General features: G+C 63.6%; 14 protein-coding genes. 8 read left to right on the top strand and 6 right to left on the bottom strand.

Going from position 1 to position 14193, the window contains the following annotated elements:
• Position 1: 1 nt before the first annotated feature.
• The 5 genes from WME79_RS46260 to WME79_RS46240 form a co-directional block, all read right to left on the bottom strand.
• Complete coding sequence (locus WME79_RS46260; protein WP_437528617.1) at positions 2-1177, bottom strand: PAS domain S-box protein; 1176 nt, start codon at positions 1175-1177, stop codon at positions 2-4.
• 701 nt (positions 1178-1878) lie between these two features.
• Positions 1879-2028, bottom strand: coding sequence for a hypothetical protein (locus WME79_RS46255; protein ID WP_437528615.1), 150 nt, complete (start codon positions 2026-2028; stop codon positions 1879-1881).
• A 601-nt stretch (positions 2029-2629) separates the two neighbouring features.
• On the bottom strand, positions 2630-3463 hold the full coding sequence (locus WME79_RS46250) for a hypothetical protein (RefSeq protein ID WP_437528613.1): 834 nt from the start codon (positions 3461-3463) through the stop codon (positions 2630-2632).
• A gap of 10 nt (positions 3464-3473) precedes the next feature.
• Positions 3474-5120: a hypothetical protein gene (locus tag WME79_RS46245; protein ID WP_437528611.1), complete on the bottom strand. Its 1647-nt coding sequence runs from the start codon at positions 5118-5120 to the stop codon at positions 3474-3476.
• A gap of 20 nt (positions 5121-5140) precedes the next feature.
• Complete coding sequence (locus tag WME79_RS46240; protein ID WP_437528609.1) at positions 5141-6220, bottom strand: hypothetical protein; 1080 nt, start codon at positions 6218-6220, stop codon at positions 5141-5143.
• Positions 6221-6448: 228 nt separating this feature from the next.
• Between WME79_RS46240 and WME79_RS46235 the strand changes: the two genes are divergently transcribed.
• From WME79_RS46235 to WME79_RS46200, 8 genes are all read left to right on the top strand, one after another.
• Entirely contained in the window at positions 6449-7540 is a 1092-nt protein-coding gene (locus tag WME79_RS46235) for a sigma-70 family RNA polymerase sigma factor (RefSeq protein ID WP_437540074.1), read from the top strand.
• A 108-nt stretch (positions 7541-7648) separates the two neighbouring features.
• Positions 7649-8233, top strand: coding sequence for a sigma-70 family RNA polymerase sigma factor (locus WME79_RS46230; RefSeq protein ID WP_437528607.1), 585 nt, complete (start codon positions 7649-7651; stop codon positions 8231-8233).
• A 138-nt stretch (positions 8234-8371) separates the two neighbouring features.
• Entirely contained in the window at positions 8372-8530 is a 159-nt protein-coding gene (locus tag WME79_RS46225) for a hypothetical protein (RefSeq protein ID WP_437528605.1), read from the top strand.
• Positions 8531-9455: 925 nt separating this feature from the next.
• Complete coding sequence (locus WME79_RS46220; protein WP_437528604.1) at positions 9456-9656, top strand: hypothetical protein; 201 nt, start codon at positions 9456-9458, stop codon at positions 9654-9656.
• Positions 9657-9659: 3 nt separating this feature from the next.
• Positions 9660-10502, top strand: a complete 843-nt coding sequence (locus tag WME79_RS46215) for a HEPN domain-containing protein (RefSeq protein ID WP_437528603.1) — start codon at positions 9660-9662, stop codon at positions 10500-10502.
• Entirely contained in the window at positions 10492-10749 is a 258-nt protein-coding gene (locus tag WME79_RS46210) for a PqqD family peptide modification chaperone (RefSeq protein WP_437528601.1), read from the top strand. Before WME79_RS46215 ends, WME79_RS46210 begins: the two co-directional genes overlap by 11 nt.
• 10 nt (positions 10750-10759) lie before the next feature.
• Positions 10760-12205 (top strand): B12-binding domain-containing radical SAM protein, encoded by a 1446-nt coding sequence (locus WME79_RS46205; protein ID WP_437528599.1) that lies wholly within the window; start codon positions 10760-10762, stop codon positions 12203-12205.
• Positions 12202-12960 carry a dTMP kinase gene (locus WME79_RS46200; protein ID WP_437528598.1) on the top strand — a complete coding sequence of 253 codons (759 nt, stop codon included), beginning with the start codon at positions 12202-12204 and terminating at the stop codon, positions 12958-12960. The genes WME79_RS46205 and WME79_RS46200 overlap by 4 nt, the downstream gene beginning before the upstream one ends.
• On the opposite strand, the gene WME79_RS46195 is transcribed toward WME79_RS46200, so the two are convergent.
• Complete coding sequence (locus WME79_RS46195) at positions 12845-13894, bottom strand: DNA glycosylase AlkZ-like family protein (protein ID WP_437528596.1); 1050 nt, start codon at positions 13892-13894, stop codon at positions 12845-12847. The genes WME79_RS46200 and WME79_RS46195 overlap by 116 nt on opposite strands.
• Positions 13895-14193: the final 299 nt, after the last annotated feature.

Below are 14193 nucleotides of genomic sequence, written 5' to 3'. Positions count from 1 at the left end.
CTCAGACGGTCATCGAGCGTGCCTTGCGCTTCAGCGCGTAGGCGATACCACTTTGCAGGGTGCCGCAGGTGACGAGCCCTCTGAGCTCGGTGCCAAGATCGACGAGCGCCTGCGCGACGACGGGGCGGACGCCTGACAACACGACGTCGGCGCCGAGCAGCCTCGCCGCCTGCGCGACGCGGACCAGCGCGGCGGCCACCTCTCCGTCCACGGCCTTCACGCCGGTGATATCGAGTATCGCCACGGCCGATTGCTTCTCGCCGAGCGCGTTCAGGAGCGTCTCCAGGATCTGCTGCGCGCGCTCCCGGTCGATCGCCCCGATGAGGGGCATCGCGATCACGCCGTCTGCGATCGGGATGAGCGGCGTGCCGAGCTCCCGGAGCGCCGCCTGCTGCGCCTGGATCACCCGCATCTGGGCGAGCGTCTCCTGCTCGTACCGGAGCTGCTCCGTGATGTCCCTGAAGAACGCCGCCATGCCCGTCGGCTCCCCCGCCGGGCCCAGGACCACGAAAGCGCTGGTCTGCCCCATCCACTCGCTCCCGTCGGGGCGCCGGATCTTGAGGACGCCGCGCCATGCGCCGTCCTTCATCAGGATCGGCAAGACCTCGTTGGAGAGCTGGCGAAAGCTCTCCGGCGAATAGAAGTCGTTCAGCCCACAGCCGACCGCGCCGTCGCCGAAGCCGCTCATCGCCTTGAAGGCGGTGTTGGCGTAGACGACCTGCCCACTCATGGACGTCAATGTGATGCCATCTAGCGCATTGTCAATCAACGTCTTCGACACGCCGAGCTCTTCGGCCTGGCGGCGCTGCTCCACCTCCATGTCCTTTCGACCTGTGATGTCCTGGACTACACTCATGACCTGGCGCGGCTTGCCAGCGCCGTCCCGCGCGAGGACGATCTCGCGCCGCGTGACCCAGCACCACGACCCGTCGGCCTTGCGCAGCCGATACGCGAGCTCCGCCGAGTCGCTCGCCTGGCCTTCTCCTGCGTGATCGAGCTGCTCGCGAGCCCGGGTCTGGTCGTCGGGGTGCGCGAGCGTCACGAACGCATCGAGGCCCGCGAGGCCTGCCTCGTCCGCCGCATATCCGAGCTCGCCGGCCAGCGAGCGGTTCTCGTAGAGCGTGCGCTGCTCGACGGGATCGTGGACGCAGAGCAGGTATGGAATCGCCTGTAGCACGGCGTTCGTACGGCTGAGCTCGGCACGCAGATCCCGCTCGATCTGCTCTAGCCTGGACACACGAGCGCGCAGGGCGGCAAGCTCGCCATGATGCGATTGGAGAACCGTCTCCTGAGGTTCCATCGATTTCCCCCGATGCTGGCTGCTGGCAAAGATCAGGCGGCGGTGGTGGACAGCTCGCCTTCACCAGCGACGTTACACCTGATGAGACGCCTTAGACAGCATCAATCTCAGCAGGAATACCGTCACAGTGGGGACAGTATGGCTCGCTGCGAGATACCGTCACAGCAAGGACGTTTACTGCGCTCATCGATTCATTGTGCGATTCAGCGCTTGGTCGATTGCTTGGCTGCGCGCGTCTCCGACGGAGCGGGCGCGCGCCTGGCGCGGCTCGGTATGACGGATGTCCAGCGTCGCAATCGTGCGCTCATCGCATGCACATGGTCAGAAGACTCCTGATTCCGAGGGTCACCCGTGTGGCGCTCTCGTTCCGTGTGCGTCATTCTGGGCACCGCACCGCCGTGTTGCGGCGCGCCGACGGTCCGCCGGGCGAGCCCGCGCCGGATCGCCACGGTGCCTCGCCACGCCGGCGCCAGGTCAGGCTGGACGGTAGCGGCAACGAGGCGCTCTCCCCCGAGGTCGGCGATGGGGCGGATCAAGATACCGGGCCGGCGGGCCGGCGCCTTGGGAGCGTCGCGTCTCTACTCCTGGAAGCCCATCGAGACGGCTGCGGAACCGGGCTTGCCCGAGTTCGCGTTGAGATCGCCGGCACCTCCGCCGTCACCAGGGATGCCGAACTTGATCGGAGAGTCGGGCTCGACGTCAGGGCCCTGGTCGACGGTATGTGCCACCGCGAGTGAGTGTCCTCCGTGGCCTCCACCGCCCCGGCCCCCGTTGCCGCCCTTCCCGCCATCGCCGCCACGGCAGCCTGGCTGCGATCCAGCTCTGTTACTCCCGCCAGTGCCCCCGTACCCACCCACGCCGCCGTACTGGCCGTCCCCGCCTCGTCCACCGTTTCCGCCACGACCCGTGATGATGCTGGTTTTACTTACGCGGACGCTGGCGTGGTAAGACAGAATCCCGATGCTGGATCCGCCTGGACCGCCGCCCTTTCCGGGCTTGCCGCCGCAGCCGCCAGCACCGCCGGAACCGCCAGAAGCGCCGCCCTGTGCCGCGCCTGCGCCGCAGTGCGCTGAGCCGCCACGCGAGCCGCCTCCACCGCCGCCCCCGTAACCGTGCTGCCCTGCCTGGCCATCTTCGCCTGCGCCACCTTCCAGCCCCGTGTCTGTGACCCGACCCGGCCCTGATGCGCCGTTCCCGTTCGCGCCGTCATCCCCCGCCAGGCCACCCCTCCCCTCTGTGCACGACAGGATGCCTTGCCCAGCTCCACCCATACCGTGGCTCATTGGATTCGTGATTGGCAGAGGGGAACCACTTTCGCCGTCGCCACCATCATCGTTTGTGCCGATACCACCCATCCCCCCCCGACGAGATGCCGTCGTCACACGAGGTTGTGACTCGCGCCCCTCCCGTCACCGTATCGGCAGAGCACGCCAACGCTCCTGGATTCCCCGGTGCCCCCTCTTGTGATGCATTGATGCCGCCATCCGCACCAGGAGCTCCATCTGCGCCGTCCCCGGCTACGAGCTCGCTCAAGCGCAGCTGTACCGTCACTCCCGGCAGGGCGCGCATGGCAATGGAAGCGCCGCCCGGCACGGTGGCATCTTGTGCGATCATACGGATTCTCGTCAACGTCGTGATCACGTCGGCCTCGGGCGAGGGCTCCGCCGCCTGGTCCACGACGGTGAGCGGAATCCGGTTCGGACCTGGTGCAATCGTGGTGAGCTCGCCGAGTGGATGCAACGGCCAATGACTTGGCAGACCGCGGCAGTCGAGCCCTCCCCACACCTCCATTCCTGCCGGCACACGGACTTCGACAGAGAATGTGTCGGCGCATGCGTACACCCGCATGCCACGCTCGCGGGCAAGCTCGAACGCCCGCGCAAACGTTTTTACCGGCAGATTCGGCGTGCCAGGCGTAGCATCATTGCCGTTGTCTGCCACATACACGCCCTCGCAGTCGACCGGACGATCGGCGTTGCCGGGATCCGCGTTGCATGGCTCCACCGGCGCGCATGTGAGGGTCTCCTCGCAGCGTTCCCACACACCCGATTCGCTGCCGCATCCGAGCGCCGCGCTCCCGCTGAACAAAGCGACTCCGAACAGCAAAGGCCGAGCACCCAGCGCGCGAAAGCCCGATTCCCATCTCGTCATCTCTTCCCACATGGCGCGCCCCCTACTGCAGCTCATGAGAGTCTGGGTCGTTCGGATCAATGGCCGCAAACGGCAGGAACTCGGCCGCCACGCCATCGTCGCCCTGGCTCTCCGTGACATTCGGATCGCCGCCGTCCCCTCCCTCCCCAGCAGTTCCAAGGAGAAACGTCGCCTGGACGTTCTCGCGCGTAACCTCCGCGGTCTCCAGGTACGCGATGGCTACCGAATGACCGCCGAGCCCGCCGCCTGCGCCACCCCCGGGCCCCCCGTTGCCACCATCGCCTCCGCGGCATCCCGCGAGCGCCCCGGGCACGCCTCCGCCTCCCTCACCGCCGGGAGCTCCGCTTCCTCCTGGCAGTCCCGCCCCTCCCGCGCCACCCCGACCACCGCGGCCGGTCTGAAGGGTCGATCCGCGGATGGTGACCTTCGAACCTCTTGTGACGATGCCAGCGCTCACCCCTCCGGCGAAACCGGCCGTTCCCTGCTTGCCGCCACAACCGCCGGAACCGCCCGAGCCGCCGAACGCCCCCCCGACCGGCCCGGCACCACACGCGGTCGCACCGCCGCGCGAACCGCCACCACCGCCGCCGCCCTGACCCGGGCGTCCGAGCGTCCCGTCCCGCCCCTTGCCCAGCGTGCGGACCCATCCCACAACGCCAGGAAGCCTTGCCCCCTGACCGTGCACACCCGCGGCACCGTCGAGGCCGCGCTGGCCGTCGGTGCACGCCATGCTTCCCTGCTGACCGACACCCCCAGTGCCGGCGCCCGTCGGGTTCGGGTCGGGCAGCGGCTCCCCATAACCTGCGTTGAAGCCCTCATCGGGCAGACCGGGGCCGCCTTGGCCGCTGACCGAGGTTTCGTCGTCACACGCCGTCGTGACCTCGCGGGTTGCAGTCACGTCATCGACCGTGCACGCGTCGGCTCCCGCGTGTCCAGGCCGCCCATCGGCCGCCGCTGCGTCCTCCGCGGGAGCTCCGGGCTCACCGTCGGCTCCGTCACCTGCGGCGATGAGGCTGTCGATCACCTCGAGCTCGCTGCCAGCGGTGAGATAGATCCCGATCGAGTTGCCGCCCGGCATCGCGCCCCGTCCTGTGATGACTTCGCTCGCAACGAGCTTGAGCTCGGCCTCATCGCGAATAGCGACGATTCCGATCGAGCACGCTTCTGTTCGGTCCATCTCGTTACCATCGGGCGCCACGATCCGCAGGTTCGCGAGCGTGATTTCCCGCCCTCCGAACGTCACGACTTCACGCTCGGGCTGATTCGGGGCGATGACGGTCTTCGCATCGGCACCGAGGTGCTGCCAGCCGTTCGTGCAGTCGAACCCACCCCAGATACTCGTGTCGTAGAACCAGATACGTTCGTCGAAGGTTTCAGCGCAAGCGTAGACATGGTGGGGGTGACCGCCCTCCTCGACGAGCTCGAGGGCCTTGCGCAGTGTTCTCAGCGGTGCTGCGCGCGTTCCTGGATTCGCGTCGTCGCCGAGACTTGCGCTGACGAAGAGGCCGCACCCATCTTGCGGAGACCCCAGCGTGGGATCGTCGTCGCATATGGGCTCCTTAGGGTCAGGCCCGGAGGAACATCCGCACACGATCGCCGCGATTCCGCATCCGAGCGCGATAGGCACCAAGGTAGCCACCCCGCGCCGACCTTTCGATGAGTTATCCATGCTCCCGAGCTCCAAGTTCGTCACCATTCACCGGCCAGTATCATCCCCGCGTGCTGCCCGCTCACCGTGGGCACAACACGCACCCCATCGCTGAGCGGCGAGCTTCGGTCCACGAGCAGAGACACGAGCGTCAGGGCGCCGATCGCGCCGGCCGACGCCAGGGTCACCCATCCGGCTGTCTTCAGAAGATCCCGCTTCTCTTGCAGGTCGCGCAGCTCCGAGCACGCGCGCGGTGCATCGGGGCGGGCACATCGGCTCGCATCGTTGTCCGCGCCACGCAGGGCGGTAGCTTGGTCGTGGAGCTCATCCTCGGTGTTCGCACTCCAGATCAGGAACCCGCCGCCGGCCACCATCGTCACTCCCGCCACGACCGCGCCAGCGATGCGCAGCTTCGACGTCGTGGAGGACGGCGCCACGGAAGACGACGCCTGCGCCGGTGGCGCTGAGCTCCGCATCGAGGTTTCATTCGAAGGAGCCCCTGGTGCTGCGGCGCGCGGTACCTGCAGCGAGATGGTCGTCGGCTTCCCGGCCTGCGTATCGAACGACGCGAACGCCTCCTCATGGCCCGCCAACCGGGCCCGCACCATGTGCTGACCGGGCTCCAAGAATAGCCTGTAGGTCCGTGCAGGCGCGCTGATGGGCTTGCCGTCGATGAGCACCTCGGCATCGGGCGGGTCGACGGACAGGTAGAGGGTCGCGACGTGCGGAGCTGCCTTGCGCTGACCGGCCTCAAACCGAAGCTGTAGTTGAAGGGGAAGGACGTTGCGCTGATCCAGGCTCCAGGCCAGATGCTCCGCAGCGTCACGGTACTTGCGCAGCTCGAGCTCACACAGGCCGAGCTCTCCGGCGATCTCCGCGCGCGCCTGCTCCGTGCTCGACGCCGGGTCTGCGGCCTCGAAGGCCGCCTTGTAGGCCGCATGAGCCTCGGTCCACCGCCCTGCGTCGCGGGCCCTCTGTGCGCGGCGAATAAGGTCCTTCTCCGTCGAGTTGCCGACTTGCTCCGGCGTCGAGTAGATGTCCTCGGCGCTGGCCGAGCTCGTGTAGCTGGTTGCGGCGCCAATCATCAGGCAGAACAGCAGCGAAGGCGCAACGTCACGCATGCGCGGACCGTACTTACGCCGGACGCGCGGCGTCAACCTCGACCAATTCGCAGGAAACCGACCTTTTTCCAGGCAAAGATCGGCCCGACGACGCAAAGGAGCTCGTCGCCCCGCCGAGCAGTGGAGCTGCCCAGGTACGCACATCATAAAGCGTACATTATCCTACCAAAGTTGACCGACCCTGCTCTTTATTGAACCCTTCCGACCAGCTCAGGGGTGCTACCAGCTGTGGGCAAGCCAGCACGAACTCCCCCCCACTTCGAGCTCTTTCGCCGCCTCATCAGGCGGGTCGGTGTCCCCGCGCGACACGCCGAGGACCTCGCGCAGGAAGCGCTCCTACGGGACTGGGAGGCGAGAGGGCGGCTCGAGACGGGCGTGGATCCAGCGCCGTACTCCGTCACCATCGCCCTGAACCTCGCCCGCACGCACCTACGGGACGCGAGCCGTCGGGGTGAGGTCCTGACCCCGTTCGACGAGCACGACTTCCGCGGGGACCAACCGAGCCCGGAAGCCTTGCTCCGGAGGCAGCAGCGGGAAGCAGTCATGCGCGACCTGATCGAGCAGGTCGACCCCACGTACCGCGACCTCTTGGTCAAGCACGAGCTCGAGGAGAAGTCGCTCGCCGAGATCGCCGCCGAGCTGGGGCTCAAGCTGGACACCGTGAAGAGCCAGCACCGCAGGGCACGCGAGCAGCTGGACGAGGCGAAGCGGCGCTGGACGGCGCAGCAAGAATTCCGGGGCTGGGACAAGGAGCCCTGCGTCCCTGTGGCGTTCGGCCTGTTCCGTCGCCCGTCGTGGACGACCGCGCTGCACCTGCAGAAGGTTGGGGCAAAGGTCCTCGCGCAGGCTGCGCTCGTCGTGCTGACGGGCGCCGTCGTCGCGACAGCTCCACGCTCGTCAGGCTCGGCCAGTACGACCCCGTGGTTACGGCCAGCAGCGATCCACGCCGGTGCGGCCACGCCCCCGCAGCAGCACACCGCGCCGCCCCTCGAGCGGCCAGACGCACGCGGTGCGGTCGCCACGGCCTCGCTCGTGGTGCAGGGCATCCCAGCACCCGGCGAGCATGCACCGGCCGCGATGAACGGCAAGCCCGCTTCGCCGGCCGCAGCAGTTGCGCGTTCCTCGCCGCTCGTCCGCGCCGCACGCCCGGTCGCGAGCGAGCGCGAGAAGGACCTGATCTTCCAGGCGCGCAAGGCCATCGAAGCCTACAACGCCAGGGCTGACGTCGAGGCGCGACGCCTGCTCGACATGCACGCCATGGAGTTCCCTCGGGGTCAGCTGGCCCGGGAGCGCGAGGCGCTGCTGATGCAACTTCGCTGAATCGGCGGCGGCCCTGGCGACAGATAGCCAGCGGTGGAAGCGCCGGCGTTCTTGAGCGACGTCAGGCCGAGATCCTCCCTGCGCCGGGCCAGGAGAATGAGCACGTCCATGACACGCAAGGAAGCCGTGGCGGAGCGTAGGCGCACGTCACGTCGAGTCGAGATGGGTGCGCCCCCGGCAGTGCACGTTCCCTTCGAGGCCAACATGCGGCACTCAAGGATGATCCATGCCGTGTTGCGCCAGTTCGCCGTACCCGCTCGCGATCAGCCGGACCTCATGCAGGAGATCTTCCTGTCCGCCTGGCGCAGCGTGGAAGGTGGAGGCTTTTTGCCCCGTCCGGAGGTGCCGCCGAAGCAGGCTCTGCAGAGCTGGCTCTTCGCTGTTACTTGGCACCACATCTTCCATTACCGGGAGCGCCTATACCGGTGGTACAGGGAGCTTGCGGCGTTCGCGGCTCCAGGGATAGCGAGGCATGCACCGCCGCCCTTCGGCCAGGTGGACAAGCGGATGGCGCTTCGTTGCCTGGAGCGGCTCAAGCCCGAGCGCCGGGCCGTGCTCGCGGGCACCGCCGTGGGCAATACCGCTGAGGAGATCGCAGCAGAGCTTGGTGCCCATCCAGGCGACGAACAAACGGCTGCGCCGCGGGCGAAAGCAGTTGCGGAAGAGCCTCCGCTGAAGGAGGTGCGGACGTAGCTCGCCGTCGCCACGCGCGTTCGAGCTGGTCGAGCAAGGCCTGCTCGCTGGATTGACACGCTGTTCTCCGGCGTCCGCCGCATCTTCGCTGCGGGCATCGAGCTGCCGGAGCGGCCCGCGCTGAACCTCGTCGAGGCGGTGGTCACCGACAACCCGGCCGAGAACCGGGCCGACGTGTTCATCCCAGGCGCCTGGCTGGGCAGCCCCGTGATTACGGCGGCACGACGGAAGAAAAAGCTCGTCGAGCGTGACGTGATGGCACGCATCGTCGGCGACCTGGGTACGGACGTCAGCTGACGCTGACCGACATGGCGGGCGCCCCCTTGGTGCTGGCGAAGGAACACCTCGCCGGTGCCGACGGCCACGAACGACGATGGCCATGGCGAGCCGCCCTGCGGCGCGCGCGTCCGAGCGATGGCCATCGCTCTCCTTGACCGCAACCACGCACGCCCGCGATGGCCATCAAGCGGCCTGCTCGACGGACCATCAGCCAGCCTGAGCGTCAACAGCGGCTGCTTGACGTACACGACCCAGCGCACTTGGCGCGCTTGTCCGGCACTGCGTCCGGGGCGCGTTTTGCTGGTCCGTGTTCCCCTCGGTCGGGCCCCTTCCCTCCACCACATCCGCAGCGGGTCGCCCGGCGTTGTTCGGCGGCTTCGCAGGTACTACGGGCCCGTCCGACTTCCCCTGGCCGTCCATTATCGGCTTCTGGCCTCTGGCCTTCCCGATGCGGCCCGTCGCACCATCCGCGGCGGGCAGCCAGGGGATCTCCCGGTTCTCGCGCAGGAAGATTCCGCACGTGCTAGGGGTCTCCGACCGCGCGGGGCCGACCAGCGCCTCGCGTTCACGGCGCCCGTCGTGTTGCCTTCCGCTTCGGATAACAGCGTCAGCACGCCGAACTGCTTGATTTCGCGGCCCAATACCCTGCCCGTGCGTACCCCTGTCAACGCTTCGCCGTCGCCCTTGCGGGCGCCGACGCATGACTCGGGGCCATCGTGGGTCGCTACTCCTTCGATGTAAGGCTTTTCCATCCTCTTCTTCCTGCCGGTTTACCCGGCGCACTATACGTCCACAACGAAACGGGCGCTCGTGAGTGCACGCCTGGCTGTCTCGTTCTGCAATCGACCCATGCGCGCACGTCGTTCAGGCTTGACGTTGAAACCGAGCGGCACGTACATTCACCCATCCCGCGAAAAGCGGCGACAACCAAGGAGAAACGCATATGATCAAGCGCCAGTCAATCACGACCAAGATTACTCTCACTGATCAGCAACGCTCGGAGCTGGCCTCCGCGTTGAATATCGACGTTCAATACGTCCCGCAAGAACTCGGAGTGGTCGGTATTCCTCGTGACGAAGCAAGGTTGATGGGAATTCCCGAGGACATGAAGGGACGGTTTTCTCCGGCGCTGATCATGGCGTGACGGATGTACCTGTCCACGAACGAAATGAGCGAGGCCGAGCTTGTCTCGGCTTCGCTCGCAGTGCTGGATCGGCTTGAGCTTCCGGTCGACGTGCATACGGCGTGGATTTCGGGTTCCCTCGTTGAGGGTCTCGGAAACACGAGCTCGGATGTGGACATATTCGTGGCAATGCAAGGAGAGCTAGGGGACGTGGCCCTCACGCGACGGGGATCGGACCACGGCGTCTACGCCTTTGTCGAGAGCGGGGTTCGTTTCGACGTTGAGCTCTGGCCGCTTGAAGACATTAAGCGACTCGCCTCTAAGCTATCCGACCTTCCTGTCGATGATCCACAGCGTAACAATCTTCATTTTCTTAATTATTGGGAGACTGAATTTGTTCACAGATTGTTCGTGGGTGTGCCTCTACGTCATCAATTAAATTTTGACTTACTCGGCAAATTGTTCGACCGGAAGAGGTTCTCCAGATTCCTGATGGATACGGCCATACGACGGGCGGACGACGCATTTGACGACGCAGTCGGGATGCTGCGTGCTGGACACCTGCGTTCTGCAGCGCTTCGCGCCCGAGAGGCTGTTCAGTTCTCCGTAGATGCAGTGCTCTACGTCAACGGCGTTACGAATGATAAAACGAAATTTCGGATCAGAAAGCTTGAGCTCCTTTCCTCAAACGAACCGGAGGTCAGCCGTACATTACAGCAGCTCTGGCAGTTTGAAAGCCATATTCCAGAGGACGAACTCGGAATAGCAACTTACGTCGAAGACGCGCTTCGCTTTTCGTCCGATCTAGTGGAGAGCGCCCAGATGAAGGTTAGAACGCCACCCGGAAGAGCACCCCATGCAACTTAGACGGGCTTTTTACGTTCGAAAGCGATGGGACGGGGAAGCAGTCTACCTCATTCACCTTACAGAAGTTCTCCGTATAGACGCGTTTAGTGAACGAGTCTGGGACAGACTTGACGGTGTGACCTCCGTTGAGGAGATCGGAGCTGCCCTTGCATCGGATTTTCCAGAGCTCGATGACGCAACCATTTCAGCCCTTGTTGCTCACAACTTGATCACATTCGAAGCGCGCGGATTCTTAAATCCGCATTAAGGAGTGAACCATGCGCGTCGCCGTTGTTTATCCGGAAGTGCTCGACATGGCTCGCTATCGTGAGCTTCGAAGGGAGTTCCCTCCTTTCGGAGCACTTTATATCGCAGCAACACTCGAGGAAGCCGGGCACGAGGTGCGCGTGTTCAAGATCTCTCCCAACCAAATCGAGTACGACTTTCGCGATTTCGACGTCGTTGCATTCAGCATCTCAGCGTCCGCTACGTTCAACTTGTTTGTTGAGTGTAAGCTACGCAGCCAGTTCTCGGACCGAGCGATGATCATTGCTGGGGGCGTCCACGCCACGTTGCTACCCGAGCAGACGCTTGCCGATTTGGAGCCAGCAGCCGTTGCTTTCGGGGAAGGCGAAGACACTATCCTTGAGATGTTGGGTCGATACGAATCCAGAGATTTTAGCGGAATTGATGGAGTCTGTTATTGGGAAGCCGGGAACATCAAGAAGAGCAAAGAGCGACGGATCTCGCGAAACGTGGACCGCTTCCAGTTTCCAGCGCGGCACCTGATTCCGGAATCTGACTTCATAATGAACGATCGCATGTCGAACACGTCGATGCGCATGACTCATATCATGCCGGGACGTGGCTGCCCATTCCCGTGCCGGTACTGCGCGTCAGCGCAGACGACGGCCCAGTATCGGACCGGAGCAAACGTGCGAAAGGAATTAATTCACCTAATCGAAAAGTACGGAATACAAGGTTTTGCGGTGGTCGGGAACGATTTCATCTTAAGCAAGACCAACGTGAACGATATCTGCGGAGCGATACAAGATCTCAATCTTCAATGGGCTACGTTATCTCGTGTCGACAGGGTAGACCCAGTAATTCTGAGCGCCATGCGCTCGTCTGGCTGTTATGAACTCGAGTTCGGAGTGGAGTCCGGCAGTCAGCGAATTCTCGACGCTATGGAGAAACGCGCCACTATCGAACAGGTGAATTTTGCGTTGCGGGAGTCGCACGCAGCTGGTATCAAGAACAAGGTGTTTCTTGTCCACGGATACCCCGGAGAAGATGAGGTTTCCACTGAGGAGACAATGCGATTGCTCGACGTTGTTGGTAGGTGGATAGAGCGCGTTTCCCTGTTTCGCTTCGTACCTTTGCCTGGAACTTTTGTGTACAATAATGCTTTGAATCTTGGGATCCGCGGCACCCCGCACAGCCAAGATTGGGATGGCGACTGGGGGAAGTTTCATATTCATCACAACCATCATCACTGGTGGGGCGATGAGCATGACTTCGCCCGTCTCACAGCGGCCTATCTCAGGCTACGTGAATACGTCGAGGATCGATGGCCATCGCGATTCAATGCCAATGAGCTCCCACAAGACCTCTGGCAAGAGCAGAGCCGCCTATTTGCGAGACCGTCTGCGTGGGTAGCAATGCAACGCAAAGAGGCTACCGTCGTTGGACCAACAACGAGAAGTTTACGAATTGTCGCATGAAAACGAATAATAGTTCCAATAATTCCTCCGCTGGTTACTTCATCTGCTTGGAAGGTATTGATGGATCAGGGAAGAGCACCATAGGGACGCGTGCCGCTGCGTGTCTGCGCGACCACGGCGTGGATGTGGTGTTCGTGTCCCGAAACACGAAACCCAGCGACTCGCTCGCAGCTCAACGTTCGACGGCACTTGCAGAGATGTTGTGGGACTACCCCCAAGATGTGGAGGTCCGGCGCCTGGGTGAGCGTCATCTCATCCTGTTGATGGCTTCTTGGTATCAACTCTTTGACCAATTTGTGGTTCGCCCGGCGCTTCGAGCTGGGAAGGTGGTTATCACGGACCAGTGGGTCTATAAGTACATCGCTCGATTTCGTGCAATGGGAGCCGAGCCGGTGGAGTCTCTGTTTTCGGGGCTATCGACTCCGGATCTGGTCGTATGGATGCGCATTGATCCACAACTGGCGGCATCGAGAAGGCAGGCGTACAAGCAGACAGAAGCTAACTCGCAGTCTACGCCCACTGAGACCACGTTCGTAGACTTCCAGCGCCTTGTGGCTGCCGAGTTGACGAAGCTCAGTACGGAAACTTGGCACGCCGTCGATGCGACCGCGACACCAGACGTCGTCCTTGGTCAAGTGCTCAAGCTGATGTACTGCACTGCTGGTGAAAGATCTCTCGGTGTCGGAACCGCTCCGCCACTCGCTCACACTCTTGTACGACCATCCGATGGCATGTCGCCGACGCACTCCCGATGAACTGAGGACGTGCGTGCCGAGCTTGACGGTCCCACGACCACAGCGCCACGACCCGTCCGTTGACTACGACACTCGCCCGCGCTTCACCGATAGCATTGAAAAGCCGTGCCGCAGTACGCGCACTCGCGTAGCGATTTCTAGTGCTGAAATACCCTTTCAGAGACGGGTCTTCGTGTGCCAGTACCCGCACCCACGGCTCCGCAAGAGCACTTCGATCGCGCAGTGAGTCTACGTGCTTGGTGGACAGTAAGAGGCTATCGCCGATACCAGGTACCGTCAGGTAGGTGAGATCGCTTTTTGCTTGGGATATAACGTCCATCACTCGTCGCTTCGACATGCCGCACCACCAGACGACGTCCTCTACGGATACGGGTCCAAAAGCGGAGATATGCGACATCACCAGGGCGGCAGTGGCGCTCGTTTCGCTCATTGCATTCAGGCAAAGCGATGGATATTGCGTCCTGGTAAGGGCAAACTTCCTGGATTCTCCTTCCCAGGTCTCGCTTGTGTTGACGTAACATAAGGTGCCGTTTTCCCATAGATATTTGATGATTGTGCGTGCTGCGGTCGTCTCGTATCCTGCTAAGTAGGCGCAAAGAAATTTTGGTGATTTAGGCCCGTCGCTGAGGGCCTCGATGAGTCTATCCTTCGCGCGTGCGAGATGGCGAGGTTTTATACCAAGATATCGAAGAGCCGCCTTGCTGGGGCCGAGTCGTGCACGCAGCGTTGCTGCGTGCACGACCGGCGCAAAGGCTAGGGGCACGATATGAAGTGTGCCGCGCATGCATCGAAGCTTGAACAGCTGGTGCGAGGCATAGAGTGCATCATAGAGGTCCGATGGTGCGAAATCGACGACCCGGGCGTGCGCTGAAAAAAACGCGCTTGGGATCCTCGCGGAATGGAGGCCGACGACGGACGAGGCAGCCTCCGTCACCGAGGTAGCCTCGAAGCCCGGACGGATGCATTGTATTCGCGCACAGTGCTCGAGCGCGGCGCGTAGCGGCACAGTGATGTGTCGACGGGGCACAGCCCTGTGTAGGACTGGCCGGAGCTGGCGTCGAGCCTTTTTGCCGCGTCTTCGCTGCCGTGAGCGGAGGGCGCTCGGTACGCCACGGTCGGCCTGGGCGGGCGCTTCCCTGAGAATGGCCGCACTACTTGTGGGTCAGCCCGCTCATGATCTCTGACTCTCACATGCGCCCTATATGGGCCACGCAAAATCTGTGCCACTACCAA

This window comes from Sorangium sp. So ce726, from assembly GCF_051521405.1.
Lineage (GTDB): Bacteria > Myxococcota_A > Polyangia > Polyangiales > Polyangiaceae > Sorangium.
Note: the sequence above shows the minus strand (reverse complement) of the source record. Positions and strands in the feature narration are given on the sequence as shown.